General features: G+C 60.8%; 15 protein-coding genes. 5 read left to right on the plus strand and 10 right to left on the minus strand.

Annotation, left to right across the window (positions count from 1 at the left end; all coding sequences use genetic code 11):
* Positions 1–17: 17 nt before the first annotated feature.
* Both ACQY5P_RS14420 and ACQY5P_RS14425 read right to left on the minus strand, forming a co-directional pair.
* On the minus strand, positions 18–221 hold the full coding sequence (locus ACQY5P_RS14420; RefSeq protein ID WP_375205049.1) for a dodecin family protein: 204 nt from the start codon (positions 219–221) through the stop codon (positions 18–20).
* A 143-nt stretch (positions 222–364) separates the two neighbouring features.
* Entirely contained in the window at positions 365–1,243 is an 879-nt protein-coding gene (locus ACQY5P_RS14425) for a 3-hydroxybutyryl-CoA dehydrogenase (protein ID WP_428407568.1), read from the minus strand.
* 211 nt (positions 1,244–1,454) lie between these two features.
* Between ACQY5P_RS14425 and ACQY5P_RS14430 the strand changes: the two genes are divergently transcribed.
* Complete coding sequence (locus ACQY5P_RS14430; RefSeq protein WP_428407569.1) at positions 1,455–2,627, plus strand: DUF819 domain-containing protein; 1,173 nt, start codon at positions 1,455–1,457, stop codon at positions 2,625–2,627.
* Between the two features lie 3 nt (positions 2,628–2,630).
* Here the strand turns inward: ACQY5P_RS14430 and ACQY5P_RS14435 are convergent, their stop codons facing one another.
* The gene (locus ACQY5P_RS14435) at positions 2,631–3,101 is read right to left on the minus strand and encodes a DUF1203 domain-containing protein (protein ID WP_428407570.1); all 471 of its coding nucleotides are present in this window, start codon (positions 3,099–3,101) and stop codon (positions 2,631–2,633) included.
* A gap of 118 nt (positions 3,102–3,219) precedes the next feature.
* Between ACQY5P_RS14435 and ACQY5P_RS14440 the strand changes: the two genes are divergently transcribed.
* A complete protein-coding gene (locus ACQY5P_RS14440) occupies positions 3,220–4,881 on the plus strand; it encodes a phytoene desaturase family protein (RefSeq protein WP_428407571.1) in 1,662 nt (553 codons plus the stop codon).
* A 97-nt stretch (positions 4,882–4,978) separates the two neighbouring features.
* Here ACQY5P_RS14440 and ACQY5P_RS14445 read toward each other — a convergent pair whose 3' ends face one another.
* The 4 genes from ACQY5P_RS14445 to ACQY5P_RS14460 all read right to left on the minus strand — a co-directional run bounded on the left by ACQY5P_RS14445 (position 4,979) and on the right by ACQY5P_RS14460 (position 8,910).
* Complete coding sequence (locus tag ACQY5P_RS14445; RefSeq protein ID WP_428407572.1) at positions 4,979–5,908, minus strand: electron transfer flavoprotein subunit alpha/FixB family protein; 930 nt, start codon at positions 5,906–5,908, stop codon at positions 4,979–4,981.
* Complete coding sequence (locus tag ACQY5P_RS14450) at positions 5,908–6,654, minus strand: electron transfer flavoprotein subunit beta/FixA family protein (RefSeq protein ID WP_428407573.1); 747 nt, start codon at positions 6,652–6,654, stop codon at positions 5,908–5,910. Before ACQY5P_RS14450 ends, ACQY5P_RS14445 begins: the two co-directional genes overlap by 1 nt.
* Positions 6,655–6,835: 181 nt before the next feature.
* Entirely contained in the window at positions 6,836–7,039 is a 204-nt protein-coding gene (locus tag ACQY5P_RS14455; RefSeq protein ID WP_428407574.1) for a twin transmembrane helix small protein, read from the minus strand.
* 77 nt (positions 7,040–7,116) lie between these two features.
* Complete coding sequence (locus ACQY5P_RS14460) at positions 7,117–8,910, minus strand: hypothetical protein (RefSeq protein WP_428407575.1); 1,794 nt, start codon at positions 8,908–8,910, stop codon at positions 7,117–7,119.
* A 225-nt stretch (positions 8,911–9,135) separates the two neighbouring features.
* Here ACQY5P_RS14460 and ACQY5P_RS14465 point away from each other — a divergent pair, with 225 nt between their 5' ends.
* On the plus strand, positions 9,136–10,062 hold the full coding sequence (locus ACQY5P_RS14465; RefSeq protein WP_428407576.1) for an alpha/beta fold hydrolase: 927 nt from the start codon (positions 9,136–9,138) through the stop codon (positions 10,060–10,062).
* Positions 10,063–10,132: 70 nt separating this feature from the next.
* Here the strand turns inward: ACQY5P_RS14465 and ACQY5P_RS14470 are convergent, their stop codons facing one another.
* Both ACQY5P_RS14470 and ACQY5P_RS14475 read right to left on the minus strand, forming a co-directional pair.
* On the minus strand, positions 10,133–10,591 hold the full coding sequence (locus ACQY5P_RS14470; protein WP_428407577.1) for a YccF domain-containing protein: 459 nt from the start codon (positions 10,589–10,591) through the stop codon (positions 10,133–10,135).
* An 89-nt stretch (positions 10,592–10,680) separates the two neighbouring features.
* Positions 10,681–11,103, minus strand: a complete 423-nt coding sequence (locus ACQY5P_RS14475) for a hypothetical protein (RefSeq protein WP_428407578.1) — start codon at positions 11,101–11,103, stop codon at positions 10,681–10,683.
* Between the two features lie 111 nt (positions 11,104–11,214).
* Between ACQY5P_RS14475 and ACQY5P_RS14480 the strand changes: the two genes are divergently transcribed.
* Together ACQY5P_RS14480 and ACQY5P_RS14485 are read left to right on the plus strand one after the other, a co-directional pair.
* Positions 11,215–11,826 carry a DUF1287 domain-containing protein gene (locus tag ACQY5P_RS14480; protein ID WP_428407579.1) on the plus strand — a complete coding sequence of 204 codons (612 nt, stop codon included), beginning with the start codon at positions 11,215–11,217 and terminating at the stop codon, positions 11,824–11,826.
* Positions 11,827–11,936: 110 nt separating this feature from the next.
* Complete coding sequence (locus tag ACQY5P_RS14485) at positions 11,937–12,929, plus strand: aldo/keto reductase (RefSeq protein WP_428407580.1); 993 nt, start codon at positions 11,937–11,939, stop codon at positions 12,927–12,929.
* On the opposite strand, the gene gluQRS is transcribed toward ACQY5P_RS14485, so the two are convergent.
* On the minus strand, positions 12,926–13,792 hold the full coding sequence (gene gluQRS / locus ACQY5P_RS14490) for a tRNA glutamyl-Q(34) synthetase GluQRS (protein WP_428410670.1): 867 nt from the start codon (positions 13,790–13,792) through the stop codon (positions 12,926–12,928). The two genes, ACQY5P_RS14485 and gluQRS, sit on opposite strands and share 4 nt — an antisense overlap.
* Positions 13,793–13,851 lie beyond the last annotated feature (59 nt).

Below are 13,851 nucleotides of genomic sequence, written 5' to 3' on the forward strand. Positions count from 1 at the left end.
TTCAGAGGCGCAAATTCCTAGTCGTCGAGAACGAACGTCACTTTCATGACGACGCGGTATTCCTTGATCTTGCCTTTGTCGAGGATGATCGACTGGTCTTTCACCCAGGCGCCTTCGACATTTTTCAGCGTCTTGTTGGCGCGGTCGATGCCCTGTTCGATGGCGTCCTTGAAGCCTTTCGGCGACCCGGCGATGATTTCCGTAACCCGTGCGACAGCCATGATGCTTCTCCTCCTTTTTGTGCTTGAGCCGCCTCATTGAGGCGAGGCGGAGCGAAGAGTAGAGCGCTTTTAGGGAGGCGAAGCAAATCACCGGCGCCAGTCCGGCGCCGCTGTTTGCGCGATTTAATTCAAGGATGACCCTGCTACCGCGTCGGCATGGGCGTCTCGCCCGAATAGTCGTAAAAGCCGCGCCCCGTCTTGCGGCCGAGCCAGCCGGCCTCGACATATTTCACGAGCAGCGGGCAGGGGCGGTATTTCGAATCTGCGAGGCCTTCGTACAGCACCTGCATGATCGCAAGACAGATATCGAGACCAATGAAGTCCGCGAGCTCCAAGGGGCCCATAGGATGGTTGGCGCCGAGTTTCATGCCCGTGTCGATGGCCTCGACCGAACCGACGCCCTCGTAAAGCGTGTAGATCGCTTCGTTAATCATGGGCATGAGAATGCGGTTGACGATGAAAGCCGGGAAATCCTCCGACACCGTCATGGTCTTGCCGAGGCTCGCAACCACTTCTTTCGTCGCTTCGAAGGTTTCTTTTGATGTGGCGATGCCGCGAATGACCTCAACCAGTTTCATCACTGGCACCGGGTTCATGAAATGAATGCCGATGAAGCGTTCGGGCCGGTCGCTGCCGGCGGCGAGTCCGGTGATCGACAGCGACGAGGTGTTCGACGCGAGAATGGCGGACGGTTTGAGAACGCCTTTGAGGCTTGCGAAGATTTCCTTCTTCACACCCTGCACTTCGCTCGCGGCCTCGACAATAAGATCGCAGTCTGAAAGCGCGGTCATGTCGGTCGCGGTGGTGATGCGCGCCATCGCGGCTTTTTCGTCCGCCTCGGTGATGAGGCCCTTGGCGCTCTGGCGGCCGAGATTTTTGGCGACGGCCGACATGGCGGCTTCCAGCTGTCCGGCGCTGATATCCGTCAGGATTACGTCATAGCCGGCGGCGGCGAACACATGGGCGATCCCGCGCCCCATCTGGCCTGCGCCAATTACACCTACTGCCTTGATATTGCTCATGGTTTACGCTCCGTCCGCCCCTCGTCGCCCGCTCTTTTCTGGTTATGGCGGGGCGCGGATACTGCACCGCAACATGGGGGCTGGCAAGGGGGAAGCCCCGGTTAACCCGCTACGGTAAGGGGCTGCTTTGCCGGCCCCCCTGCCGCCGGATTTGCCGCCCCCGCCGATGCCGCCTATCAGGAAGGGAGAACAACGGGCGGGTCCTCCGCAGATGACATCTGACGCTCTCATTGCGGCGCCGCTCGGGGTGCTTGCGGTCTTGCTCGCTTCCGTCGTTGCAGCGGAATTGCTGGCGCGCCATCGCGCGATGAAAAAGCTCGGCGCCGCGCTGATCGTCATCGCCATCGGCGCGCTGCTTGCGAATTTGCGCGTCATTCCGCCCGCGGCGTCCGGCAATCCGGTCTATGAGTTCACCTTCTCCTATGTGATCTCGGGGTCGATTTTTCTTTTGTTGCTGCAGGTCAATCTCGGCGCCCTGAAGCGCGCGGGAAGCCAAATGATCGGCGCCTTTGCGCTCGGCGCGCTCGGGGTTTTTGTCGGCGTCCTGATTGCAACAGCGGTGACGCCCTTCGGCGATCTTCTCGGCGACAACAAGGGCGCGCTGGCCGGCATGTTCGCCGGAACTTACATCGGCGGCAGCGCCAACTTCAACGCCGTTGCGGTGGCGATGGACATGACCCGCGACAGCGGCGTTTATACGGCGGCGACCGTGGTCGACAATGTCATGACTGATGTGTGGATTCTGATCACGCTGGCGCTGCCGGCGGTGCTTGTGCGCACGCCATGGTTCAACAAGGCGGCCGCGACCATCGCTCCGGCTACGGAAGACATGATGACGCGCGAATCCGCTTCGCCGTTAAGCGTCATGGACCTCGCCTTGCCGTTAGCGCTTGCCGCCCTCGCGCTCTGGGTTTCCGGCGCGATCTCCGCCTGGCTCGACGCGCGGGGGATCGCTGTCCCGTCGATCCTCATTGTGACGACGCTGGCGCTGATCGCGGCGCAGGTTCCGGTTTTTTCGCGCCTGAAAGCCGCGCATGCGCTCGGCCTTTGGGCGATCTATCTTTTCCTCGCCGTGGTTGGCGCCAACGCCGATCTCGGCGCGCTGGCGACCGCCGGCGCGCTGACGCCGCTGCTCTTTCTTTATGTCGCGATCATCTTCGCCGTTCACGCGGTTTTCCTGATCGGCGGCGGCGCGCTTTTCAAAATCGATCCGGTCGTGCTTGCCGTCGCCTCGACCGCGAATATCGGCGGCAGTTCGACGGCCTTCGTTGTCGCCGAAGCGGAAAACCGGCATGATCTCGTCCTGCCGGGCATTCTCGTCGGCGCCATCGGCACGGCGCTCGGCACCTATGCGGGTTTCGCCATCGCCGCGATGTTGGGGTGAGGTTTAGTCACCGCGTTTGATCTCCGCGGCGAAACAGCCATGGGCGGCGTTGTGCGCGTGGATATAGGCGACGGCGGAGTTGGAAAACGCTTCCTCGATTTTCTCTTTGGCGTCGCCGTGAAGCGCGAGGCTCGCGCCGATGAGATGCCCGTCCTCGTTGAAATGCCGGAAAGCCATCGGGCGTCCCTGAAACACCGGCGGCAGTTCGTTTTCGTAAGTTGCCGCTTCGCTTGCGCTCTCGCGTACATAGATCGCATAGGACGAACGATAAGGCGTCTCCGCCTTGTGGCTTTCATAGTTGAGCAACAGGACGGTTTCGCCGGGTTCCGCATCCTCCAGCGTCACGCGGCAGGGAAAGCCGGGCTTCGACGTTGCGGTCTTCCGGATGATCCCGCGCCGTTCCAGTTCCTCGTCGGAAAGGGCGAAGAGCGGGGCGAATTCGGCGGGCGACAGGCCGGTGATGGTGAAAGACATGGGCGGCTCCTTTTTTATGGAGCTGATTTTTGCGCCGGCTATTGCGCGCTAGCCACCCGCTTCTTGCTGCCCTGCGGCATGAAAAGGAAAGAAAAAACAGAACCATATATTGTCTTTGATGATGATCAATGTGGCGTCTTCAAGTGTCAGGCAATTGTTTTTCCGAGCCAGACCGGCCAAGCGGCAAAGGGGAGGCTATATGAACGACGCTGAACGCGATCAGTTCGCAAAAGACTGGGATGTCATTGTCATTGGTTCGGGAATGGGAGGCATGGCTGCGGCTAGCGCACTATCGCAGGCCGGACACAAAGTGCTGCTTCTCGAACAATACGAAACGCTGGGCGGCCAGACCCATAGCTTTTCGCGAAATGGGTTTCGCTGGGATGCCGGAATTCACTATCTAAGCGGCTTTGCGCCCGGAGAGCCTGACCGCAAGGCGCTCGACTGGCTCTGCGATACGCCCGTTGATCTCGCGCCGATGGGCGCGGTTTATGATTACCTTCATATGGGCGACGCAGAACCCTTGCCTCTCTCACGCCCCTATGAAGCCCATGCACTCGACCTGAAGGAGCGATTTCCAGACGAGGCAAAAGCGATCAACGCCTGGTTTGACGCCGTGCACAAAGCACGAGACGCTGCTTACACAGTCTATCAGACGCGGGCGATACCGCAGCCATTTGGCGAGATCATTGAGTGGTGGAAAAGCGGCGCCATAAAACAATGGTGTGGACGGACCATTGCGGAAGTTGCCGCCGAAATCTCCGATAACACTCAATTGACGAATGCTCTCATGGCTCAGTGGGGCGATCATGGCGGTCGCCCAAGCATTGCAAGCTTCGCGGTCCATGCGATCGTGGCGCATTCCTACCTGGAATGTGGCGCTTGGTACCCGGTTGGCGGCGCTGCTGTCATCGCCGACCATATGCTGCCTGTCTTAACCAAGGCGGGCGGGGAGGCGCGCGCCGGCGTCCGGGTTGAGCAAATGTTGATGGACCAAGGACGCGTCATCGGCGTGCGGACCACTGACGGCGAGGAGATTTTTGCCGACACCGTCATTTCAAATATCGGCGCCCGGGAAACTGTGGATCGGCTGCTCCCCGAAGGCCACGGCGAAGATGAGTGGGTGCGTGAGGTTCGATCCTTTGGTCCAAGCCTTTGCCATTTTTCATTGTTCCTCGGATTTGAAGGCGACATTGAGACGGCTGGCGCTACCAAGGCTAATCACTGGCTCTACCCGACAGGAGAGACTGATGTCATTTGGACCGATGCGCCCTCTGGAACGCCGCCGGGCATGTTTGCGTCTTTTGCGTCACTGAAGGACCCTTCGCATAACCCCGGTCCGAAACTGCAGCATTCCGGGGAATTGATCGCCTGGACAGATTGGTCGGTGGTAGAGCGTTGGGCCGATAAGCCGCCCGCAGAGCGGGAAGAAGACTACGCAATCTTCAAAGCGCAAGTTGAAGAAACATTGTTCGAACAGTTTGAGCGTTATTTTCCGGAGCTCGCCAAACTGGTTGTGTTCAAGGAGCTCTCGACCCCGCTTTCAACCGCTTGGATTACCGGCCATCGACAGGGAGCGTTCTACGGAATAGAGGCGACGCCAAAGCGGATGTTGTCGGATGCGCTTCGCATGAAAACGCCTATAAAGGGGCTGTATCTTTCCGGTCAGGATGTGGTTTCGCCGGGTGTGCCCGGGGCCATGTGGGGCGGCATCCTTTGTGCTTCCAGCGTCGATCCGAAAGTCATGATGCTTCGCGCAAAAAGCGAAAAGGGCGGGTGACAGGGCGAAACTGTTTTGAATAACGGGACCTGCGTCAAAATAAGAAATAAAAAGCCCCGCCGAAGCGGGGCTTTTGAGTTCGTGATGTTAGCGCCGCCTAAAGCGCGTCGTTCAGCTCCGGCAGGGCCTTGAAGAGGTCAGCGACGAGCCCGTAATCGGCGACCTGGAAGATCGGCGCCTCTTCGTCCTTGTTGATGGCGACGATGACTTTTGAGTCCTTCATGCCCGCAAGGTGCTGGATCGCGCCGGAAATGCCGACGGCGATGTAAAGCTCCGGCGCAACGACCTTGCCGGTCTGCCCGACCTGATAGTCGTTTGGCACATAACCGGCGTCGACCGCGGCGCGCGACGCGCCGACCGCGGCGCTGAGCTTGTCCGCGACGGGGAAGATATATTTCTCGAAATTCTCGTAAGACCCGAGGGCGCGTCCGCCGGAGATGACGATCTTGGCGCCGGTGAGTTCCGGGCGCTCCGATTTGGTCAGCTTTTCCTCGACGAATGACGAGAGGCCGGGATCGGCCGGCGCGTCGACGGTGACGATTTCCGCCGATCCGCCTGTCCCCGCGGCGGCGAAGGAGGTCGCGCGCACGGTGATGATCTTCTTTGCGTCCGAAGACTTCACCGTCTGCATGGCGTTGCCGGCGTAGATCGGCCGCACGAAGGTGTCCGGCGCCTCGACAGCGACGATCTCCGAAATCTGCATCACATCAAGGAGGGCCGCGACGCGGGGCATGACGTTCTTGCCGGTGGTCGCCGCGGATTTCAGGATCGCGTCATAATCGCCTGCAAGGCTGACAATAAGATCGGCGAAGGGCTCGGCAAGGCGGTGGGCGTATTGCTCGCCGTCGGCGTGAAGGACTTTCCGCACGCCGTCGATCTTGGCGGCGGCCGCCGCCCCGTCGCTTGCGCCTGAACCGGCGACCAGCACGTCGACATCGCCGCCGATGGCTTTCGCGGCGGTGACGGTTTTCAGCGTGGACTCGTCAATGGAATTTCCGTGAACGTCTGCAACAACGAGCACCGCCATCAGAGCACCCCTTCTTCTTTGAGTTTGGAAACCAGTTCGGCGACATCGGCGACCTTGACGCCGGCTTCGCGTTTCGGCGGCTCGGTGACTTTGACCGTTTGAAGGCGCGGCGCGATATCGACGCCGTAATCGCCGACTTCCTTCACGTCGAGCGGCTTTTTCTTCGCTTTCATGATGTTGGGCAGCGACGCATAGCGCGGCTCGTTAAGGCGAAGGTCGGTGGTGACGACGGCGGGGAGGTTGATCTTGATGGTCTGCAGGCCGCCGTCGATCTCGCGGGTGACATTCGCCTTGCCGTCCTCAATTTTGACTTCCGAGGCGAAGGTCCCCTGCGCCCAGCCGAGAAGCGCCGCGAGCATCTGGCCGGTCTGGTTGGAATCGTCGTCGATCGCCTGCTTGCCGAGAATGACAAGCTGCGGGCTTTCTTCCTCGACGACTTTTTTCAGGAGCTTTGCGACGCCGAGCGGCTCCACGGTTTCATCGGTCTTGATGAGGATCGCCCGGTCCGCGCCCATGGCAAGCGCCTGGCGCAACTGGTCCTGGGCCTTCTCCGGGCCGATGGAGATCGCGACGATCTCTTCCGCCGCGCCGGCTTCCTTCAGGCGAACCGCTTCCTCGACGGCGATTTCGTCGAACGGGTTCATGGACATTTTCACATTGGCGAGGTCGACGCCGCTCTGGTCCGATTTCACGCGCACTTTGACATTGTAGTCGATCACGCGTTTCACGGGCACGAGGATTTTCATCTCATCTGCTCCTGCGGGAGGTTGGGGAATGGCCGCCCGGCCGGGCCGGGCGCCGTCAGTCGTGGCGGACCATAGTCGCGGGACTTCCGGGTTTCAACGGCCAAAGGCGCCTGCGCGGGAAGAGTTCCGCAAAGCGGGTTTTCGCGCCTGAAAGAGGAGGCGCGGTGGGGCGTTTTGGGGTTTATGCGCCTTTGCCCACAAGCCAGAGAAAGAGCATCATCAGAGCAATGGTGATCGCCTGCGCCGCCACGCGCATGCGCATCAGCTTGTTGGAGTTTTCCTTGGCGAAGGTTCCGCCCTTGGCGAGGGAATAGATGCCGATCCCGAGTATGATGGCGGTGGCCAGAAGGCCGATAGGAATAAGGAGATAAACAAAGGTTTCCATGAACCGCTCCTGAAGCGAAGATAGTCTGTCAATCTTGCAGCCAATATAGGGACTGGCCCCGCCGAAAGCTACGGGGGCTATCGCCGCAGGTGTTGCAGCCGCTGGTGCCAGCGGGGGAAAAAGACGCCAATTTCCGCTTCCGTTCCCATTTCGTAACGCACAGGCGTAAAGGCGCCTTCGCCCTGATAGTCGGCGACGAGGGGCGCGCCGAGCCCGTACAGATAGGCGCGGATGTCCGCATCGGCCGGGGCGTCGACGCCGAGGCCGCCGTCTTCCGGCGCCGCTATCATCGGCGGCTTCAACTCGTTGAGGGCGAAATCCATCCTGACGTCATAGGTTCGCTCCGCCTGAAAGCGCAGGAAGCGCTGGGCGTTGTACCATTGCGATTTGACCGCGTCGTCGGTGCAGGTGTCGAGCTCCGCGCCGGTCGCGCCCCAGCGCCGTTCCGGGCAGTGATAAGGGTCGAAAGAAAGCTCCCACAAGCGCTCCATGGCGTGGGCGAGGTTGAGGCGAACGCGCGTCGCATCCGAACGCCAATAGGTAAAGGTGCAGGCCTCTTTTTCTTCCTCAAAGGTTTTGACCAGATCGGCGGCGAGATTGTCGCCCTTATAAACGACGCCGGGCTCGCCCGCTTCGACGTCCTCGACCAGTTGCTGCATGTCGCGGCGGAGTTCGATGAAGCTGACTTTGAGGCGCGCGTCGCGCGACGGCGTCGAATATTCCTCCCACTCGCCGTAAGTGCCGAAGATGTTCGGCGGCAGTTTCTCGGGATGCGGTTTCAGATGAACGCGCGACGTATAGGCGGCGTCGACGGCGACCTTGCGGGACTTGAGGTCGCCGCAAATGGTTTCGAGCCCGAAGCGCAGTTCCTCCACCGGATCGTACGCAAAGCCCGGCGCGGCGAGCTTGCGGCGCACATAATCGTAATATTTCAGCGTGCGGCCGTTATATTTGAACTCGCCGTAATGCCAGACGCCGGAAGGGTGCGGCTCCGTGCCGAAATACTGCTCCATGGAAAAATCGGCGAGCTCTTCGTTCTTCGCCGCATAAAGCCTGCCGCCATGAAGCGATCCGTCGGCGTCGTTTTTTGCGCCTTCGACGCGGATTGGGCGCCAGGCTTTGAGGCCGGCGCCGAGCGCCGGTTTCGAACGCATGAAGTTGGGTCCGTAGGCGGTGCGCGTCACCGAATTGTCCGGGTGCGACGCAACGACCAGCACGCGTCCGTCGTCGAGCACTTCGTAAACGATGCCCACATGCCCGTAGATGTCATAGGCGAGGACGCCGGGCTTCACCGCGCCGCGCTCGATTTTCACCGGATAGAAGTCGTCATGGCTGCCGCCGCCGCCTGCGACCGGATCGGTGCGGAACATGGCGGTTGAGACTTCGCCGCCGATCCGCGAAATGAAGGCTGGCGCATTCGAGACGTGATTCAAAATCTGGCGCCGTCCCGCGACAACATTGCCCTCACTTGAGTAGCGCAGATCCTGGCGCGACCTGTCCGCGGTGCGCATGGCGTTCTGATAGGAAAAGGGCAGGCCGTTTTTCCACGCATAATAAGCGCGCAGAATATAGGCCATGTCGGCGCAATCGCCGGGAAGGTCGGGATCGACGGAGGAACGGTAGGGGTTCGCGTCGCTTTTGATGCAGGCGTCGATGGAGGAGCAGTTGGACCGGCCGATCGCCTGAACGAAGGCGGCGTAGCCCGCCTCATCGGCGGCGCTCCATTCGCTCTTGTAGACTTCCCACTTCTTGCCGGTGTTGACGGCGGGCGGAATGGCGGTTTCCGCATAAGCGGGCGCAAGCCACGCCGCCAGCAAGGCGGCGGCCCCCAGAAACCGGCCAGCACTCCACGTCACACCCATGACCGGCATTTTAACGCGGGCGGAGCCTCGAGAACAGGGCGGATGGCGATTCCTCCGAGCTTTGTTGAAAATAGGCCCCAGAACAGCCGTTTAAACCGCCGAAAACGAGGCGCGGGCCCTCCTGACCAAAGTCAGGCGCCGGGATGCGACTTTGCTCATTGGCGGCGGTGAGCGGCGTTCCATAAAAGCGCGGTCCCCGTCTGAGTAGAGGCCGGGGTGAGTATGGAGAAACTCATGAAAGCGCTTCTCGGCGTTATCGCCGCCGCCAGCCTTGCCTCGGTCGGCTTCGCTTCCGCCGGAGAGGCCAGGATCGATCAGGCCGGTTGGGCGGCGGAGAAAAAAACAATAAGCCTGCCCAACGGCCAGAGGCTCGCCTATGTGGAATGGGGAGACCGCAAAGGCGAGCCGGTCATCCTGCTGCACGGCTTCACCGACACCAGCCGAAGCTGGACTCAAGTTCTGCCGTCGCTGTCGAAGTTCCACGTCTATGTTCTCGACCAGCGCGGCCATGGCGCCGCCGCGAAGCCCGACTGCTGTTATGCGCTCGCGGATTTCGCCTATGACGTGAAACTCTTCATGGATGCGCTGAAGATCGAGCGCGCCTCGATCGCCGGCCATTCTCTTGGCAGCATGATCGCGTTTGAGTTCGCGGCGACATATCCGGACAGGATCGAGAAACTTGTGCTCGCCGGCGCGACCGGCTTGACGCCAATCGCCCATGGCGACTGGCTGGCGACCGGCGCATTGTCGGTTGAGGACGAGCCCGATTACGAAACAGGTTTTCTCGCCGAATGGCTTGCCGCCGCTTCGCCGGAAGCCTTCGGCGGACCGTCGGACGGCCCGGCCGCGCCGACGCCGGTCGACGAAATTTTCCTCGGTTATGTGGTGGCTGAAGCGCGCGAAACCCCGGCGCCAGTCTGGCGCGGCGTCGCCCGCGAGCTGATCGATACGCCGGTTGCGCGCCTTGCGCCTTATGTGACGGCGCCGACGCTGATTATGGCGGGGACAAAAGACGATCTTTTCCCCGCGGAGCATCAGGCGGCTTTGCGCGCTGCTCTTCCGCAGGCGGAATATCGCGAATTCTTGGGGCTGGGCCACAATCTGATTTGGGAAAGGCCGAGACTTCTGGGGCCGGTGCTCGCCGACTATCTGGCGCGCTGAACTCCTCCCGTCTCCAGAAACCCTCCGGGGGAGAAAGAGAAGCCGCGCCGGTCCGCCGGCGCGGCTTTTCTTAATACGCCCTTCTGCGGAACTCCGAATGGGCGAGCGTTCTCCCGATCGGCCAAAGCGCAAAGCCGGCGAGTTTCAGATGCGCCCAGGCGAAGGGCAGGCCGATGATGGTGATGGCGAGGAAAAACGCTGCGACCACATGGCCGAGCGCCAGCCACCAGCCCGCGAGCACGAACCAGATGACATTGCCGAGAAAACCGAGCGGCCCCGTGCCGATTTCCTCTCCATAGAGAATTTCGCGGTTGGTCGGCTTCGCCCCGAACGGCCACAGCGTGTAGACGCCGTTGTCGAAAGCGGCGCGCGCCCAGGGCAGGCCGATGATGGTGATCATCAACACGAAGGCGGCCACGAACCAGCCAAGCGCGGCGACGGCGCCGCCAAGCGCGAGCCAGAGAATGTTGAGAACCAGCGAGAAAAGCGAAATCGAGCTTTCATCGCGCAAAGGGTGTTCGGGGTACATAATCCGCCTCCATCTACCCCCAGCATATAAGGGCTGATCCGCCCGGCGCCATGCGCTTCACCGCGTGAAGGACGCATTTCGGCGCGTGCTCAGCCTTTTGCGAACAGCCGGTCGAGCGCGAGCCGGTCATCGTCCCGAAAAAAGACAATGACAAGCGAAGCGACGGCGACGGTGGTGGACGGGAAAAACAGGATATTCCGGGTCTCTTCGGTCAACAGCCAGAGGCCGAGAGGATCGGCCAGATATTTCCAGATCGCGGCGGCGCCGGCGATGAGAACAACCGCCTGCAGCGGATAGATAATCCTGCGAAAGAGGCCGAGGATGACGAGCGCGCCAAGGACGATCTGTCCATAAGCGAGCGGAAGGATGAGCGCGTCGGCGCTGATGGCGCCGCCATAGTATTTTTCGGAAAGGCGCACCGCCGTGTCGGGCGACATGGCGCGGAGCGTCCCCCAGATGATTAACAGCGCGCCGGTTGATGCGCGTAAGGCGAGCAATAATAGAGCCTTCATCGCAGCCCCCTATGATGATTGGCGGGTTGTTTATAGATGGCCCTGGGACGGCGGGTCACTTCACAATTCCGGCGCCATTTCCGCGCCGCAATTTCATGGTCCGGTCTTTTCATGAAACCAGCTTTCGTCATCGCAGCAGCGATCTGCCTTCTCGCGCCGGATGCGGCGCAGGCGGACGAGTTCGGCGAGCGGCTGTCTGCGGCCGCCATCGAGCGCGTAAAGCATCGCGTGGTTTACGATTCGGCGTATGTGCGCATGAGCTATCCCATGGGTGACGTGGCCCCAGATCGCGGCGTCTGCGCCGATGTTATCGTGCGGTCCTTGCGTGCGCTCGGCATCGATTTGCAGCAGCTTGTGCATGAAGACATGCGCGCCGACTTCGGCGCCTATCCGGCGCATTGGGGGCTTGCGCGTCCAGATCCGAATATCGATCACCGGCGCGTTCCCAATCTCGAAACATTTCTGACGCGTAAGGGCGCGCGATTGCCGGCGTCGGACAACCCGCGTGATTATCTGCCCGGCGACATCGTTGCGTGGAATTTGCGTGGAAACAAAGGCTGGCTGCCGCATATCGGCGTCGTGACGGATCGCTTGGGTCCCTCGGGCAGGCCCATGATCGTTCACAATATCGGCGCGGGACCGAAGCTTGAGGATGTCTTGTTCCACTGGCCGATGACGGGTCACTATCGTGTGAACAGCGCCATGTTCGACGCGCACACATAGGAACATCGGCGCGATTTTCAAGAATTGAGCGCGTGCCAATGTTTTTGTAAAAGTTGTTGCGTCGGCGCGAAATCTCGCGCCGTTTTCACAAAAATTTTCAGGAGGCGCATATGCGCAAGGTTCCTTTGGGCCGGTCAGGCCTCGAAGTCTCGCGGCTTGGCTATGGCTGCATGGGGCTCGCAGAGTTTTACGGAGACCCTCTATCCAATGCGGAGGCGGAAAAAATTCTTGAGGCCGCGTTTGAGCGGGGCGTGAATTTCTTTGACACGGCCGACATGTATGGGGCGGGCAAGAATGAAGAACAGCTTTCGGGCTTTTTGAAAAGGCATCGCGACGATGTCGTGCTGGCGACGAAATTCGCCATCCGGCGCGGCGATGACGGCGGATGGCTCGGGCTGTCGAACGATCCGAAATATATTAAAGAAGCCTGCGACGCGTCGCTGAAACGCCTCGGGGTTGATGCGATCGACCTTTACTACATGCACCGGCGCGACAAGGAGGTGCCTGTCGAAGACTCGGTCGGCGCCATGGCCGATCTTGTGAAGGCCGGCAAGGTGCGCGCTATCGGGCTTTCCGAAGTCAGCGTCGACACGCTGAAAAAAGCGAACGCCGTTCACCCCATCGCCGCGGTTCAGTCGGAATATTCCATCGTGACCCGCGATATGGAGGCGGAATTTATTCCCGCCTGCCGCGATCTCGGCGTTGCCTTCGTCGCCTATTCGCCGCTCGGCAGGGGTCTTCTCACCGGCGCCTATCGCAGCGAGAAAGATTTCAGCGAAACCGATTACCGCTTGGCGATGAGCCCGCGTTTTGCGGACGGGGCGCTGGAGAAAAACCTGCCGCTGGTGGATCAAATGGCGATCATCGCCAAGACAAAGGACGCGTCGCCGGGACAGGTCGCTCTCGCTTGGCTCCTTTCCAAGGGCGACGACATCATCCCGATCCCGGGAACGAAAAAACTCTCGCGTCTTGCGGAAAATCTTGGCGCGCTTGATGTCAAACTGACGGATGAAGACATCGCGGCTATTGAACAGGCGGTGCCGCCCGACGCTGTCGTCGGCGCGCGCTATCCGGACACGACCGCGTCGACCCTCAACGGCTAAGAGACAGAGAAACCGAGGCGGGCGAAGACGTCCCCCGCCTCGGCGCCGCTTTCCCGAATGGCTTTCAAGGTCGCCGCCTTGTCGCGTTTAGCGAGGCGGCGGCCTTTTTCGTCCGTCAACAGACGGTGATGGCGGTAAATGGGTTCCGGATACCCAAGCAGGACCTGCAACAAGCGGTGCAGATGCGCCGCATGATATAAATCCTCGCCGCGGATCACATGAGTGACGCCCTGCAAGGCGTCATCGTGAACCGAAGCCAGGTGATAGCTGGTTCCATTGTCTTTGCGTGCAATCACAGCATCGCCGAAAATCTCCGGCGTCGCTTTCATGGTTCGCGAGCCTTCGGGCGTTTCTTCGGTGAAGGAAAGCGCGTCCCATTGTTCGCCGAGACAGTCTTTCGCCGCCGCCATGGATAAACGCCACGCATAAGCCGCGCCTTCGTCAACTAACGCCTGTTCTTCAATCTCAGGCAAAGGCGCTCCAACATAAGCAGGGCCTTCCGGGCCCTGCGGCGACAGATGCGGCGCCCGCGCGATCTCATCGAGAATTTCCTTGCGCGTCTTGAAACAGCGATAGACGAGCCCTTTTTCCTGAAGCGATGCGAGCGCTGCGGCGTAATCGGCGAAATGATCGGACTGGCGCCGGACCGGCGTCTCCCAGTCGAGCTCAAGCCAGCGGAGATCTTCGTATATCGCCGCTTCGAATTCAGGCTTGCAGCGGGTCCGGTCGATATCCTCGATGCGTAACACAAACCGCCCCGCCGCTTCTTGCGCTGCGCGCCAGACGGTCAGCGCGGAGAAGGCGTGGCCGAGATGCAAATGCCCTGTGGGCGATGGGGCGAAACGCGTAACGAGCTGGGTCATCATGCTAGTGTAGCCGCTTCGGTTCATCGTCACGAGGCCGTCTTCGCTTCTCATGGCAA

The sequence above is a fragment of the Hyphococcus sp. genome (assembly GCF_965267305.1).
GTDB lineage: Bacteria > Pseudomonadota > Alphaproteobacteria > Caulobacterales > Parvularculaceae > Hyphococcus.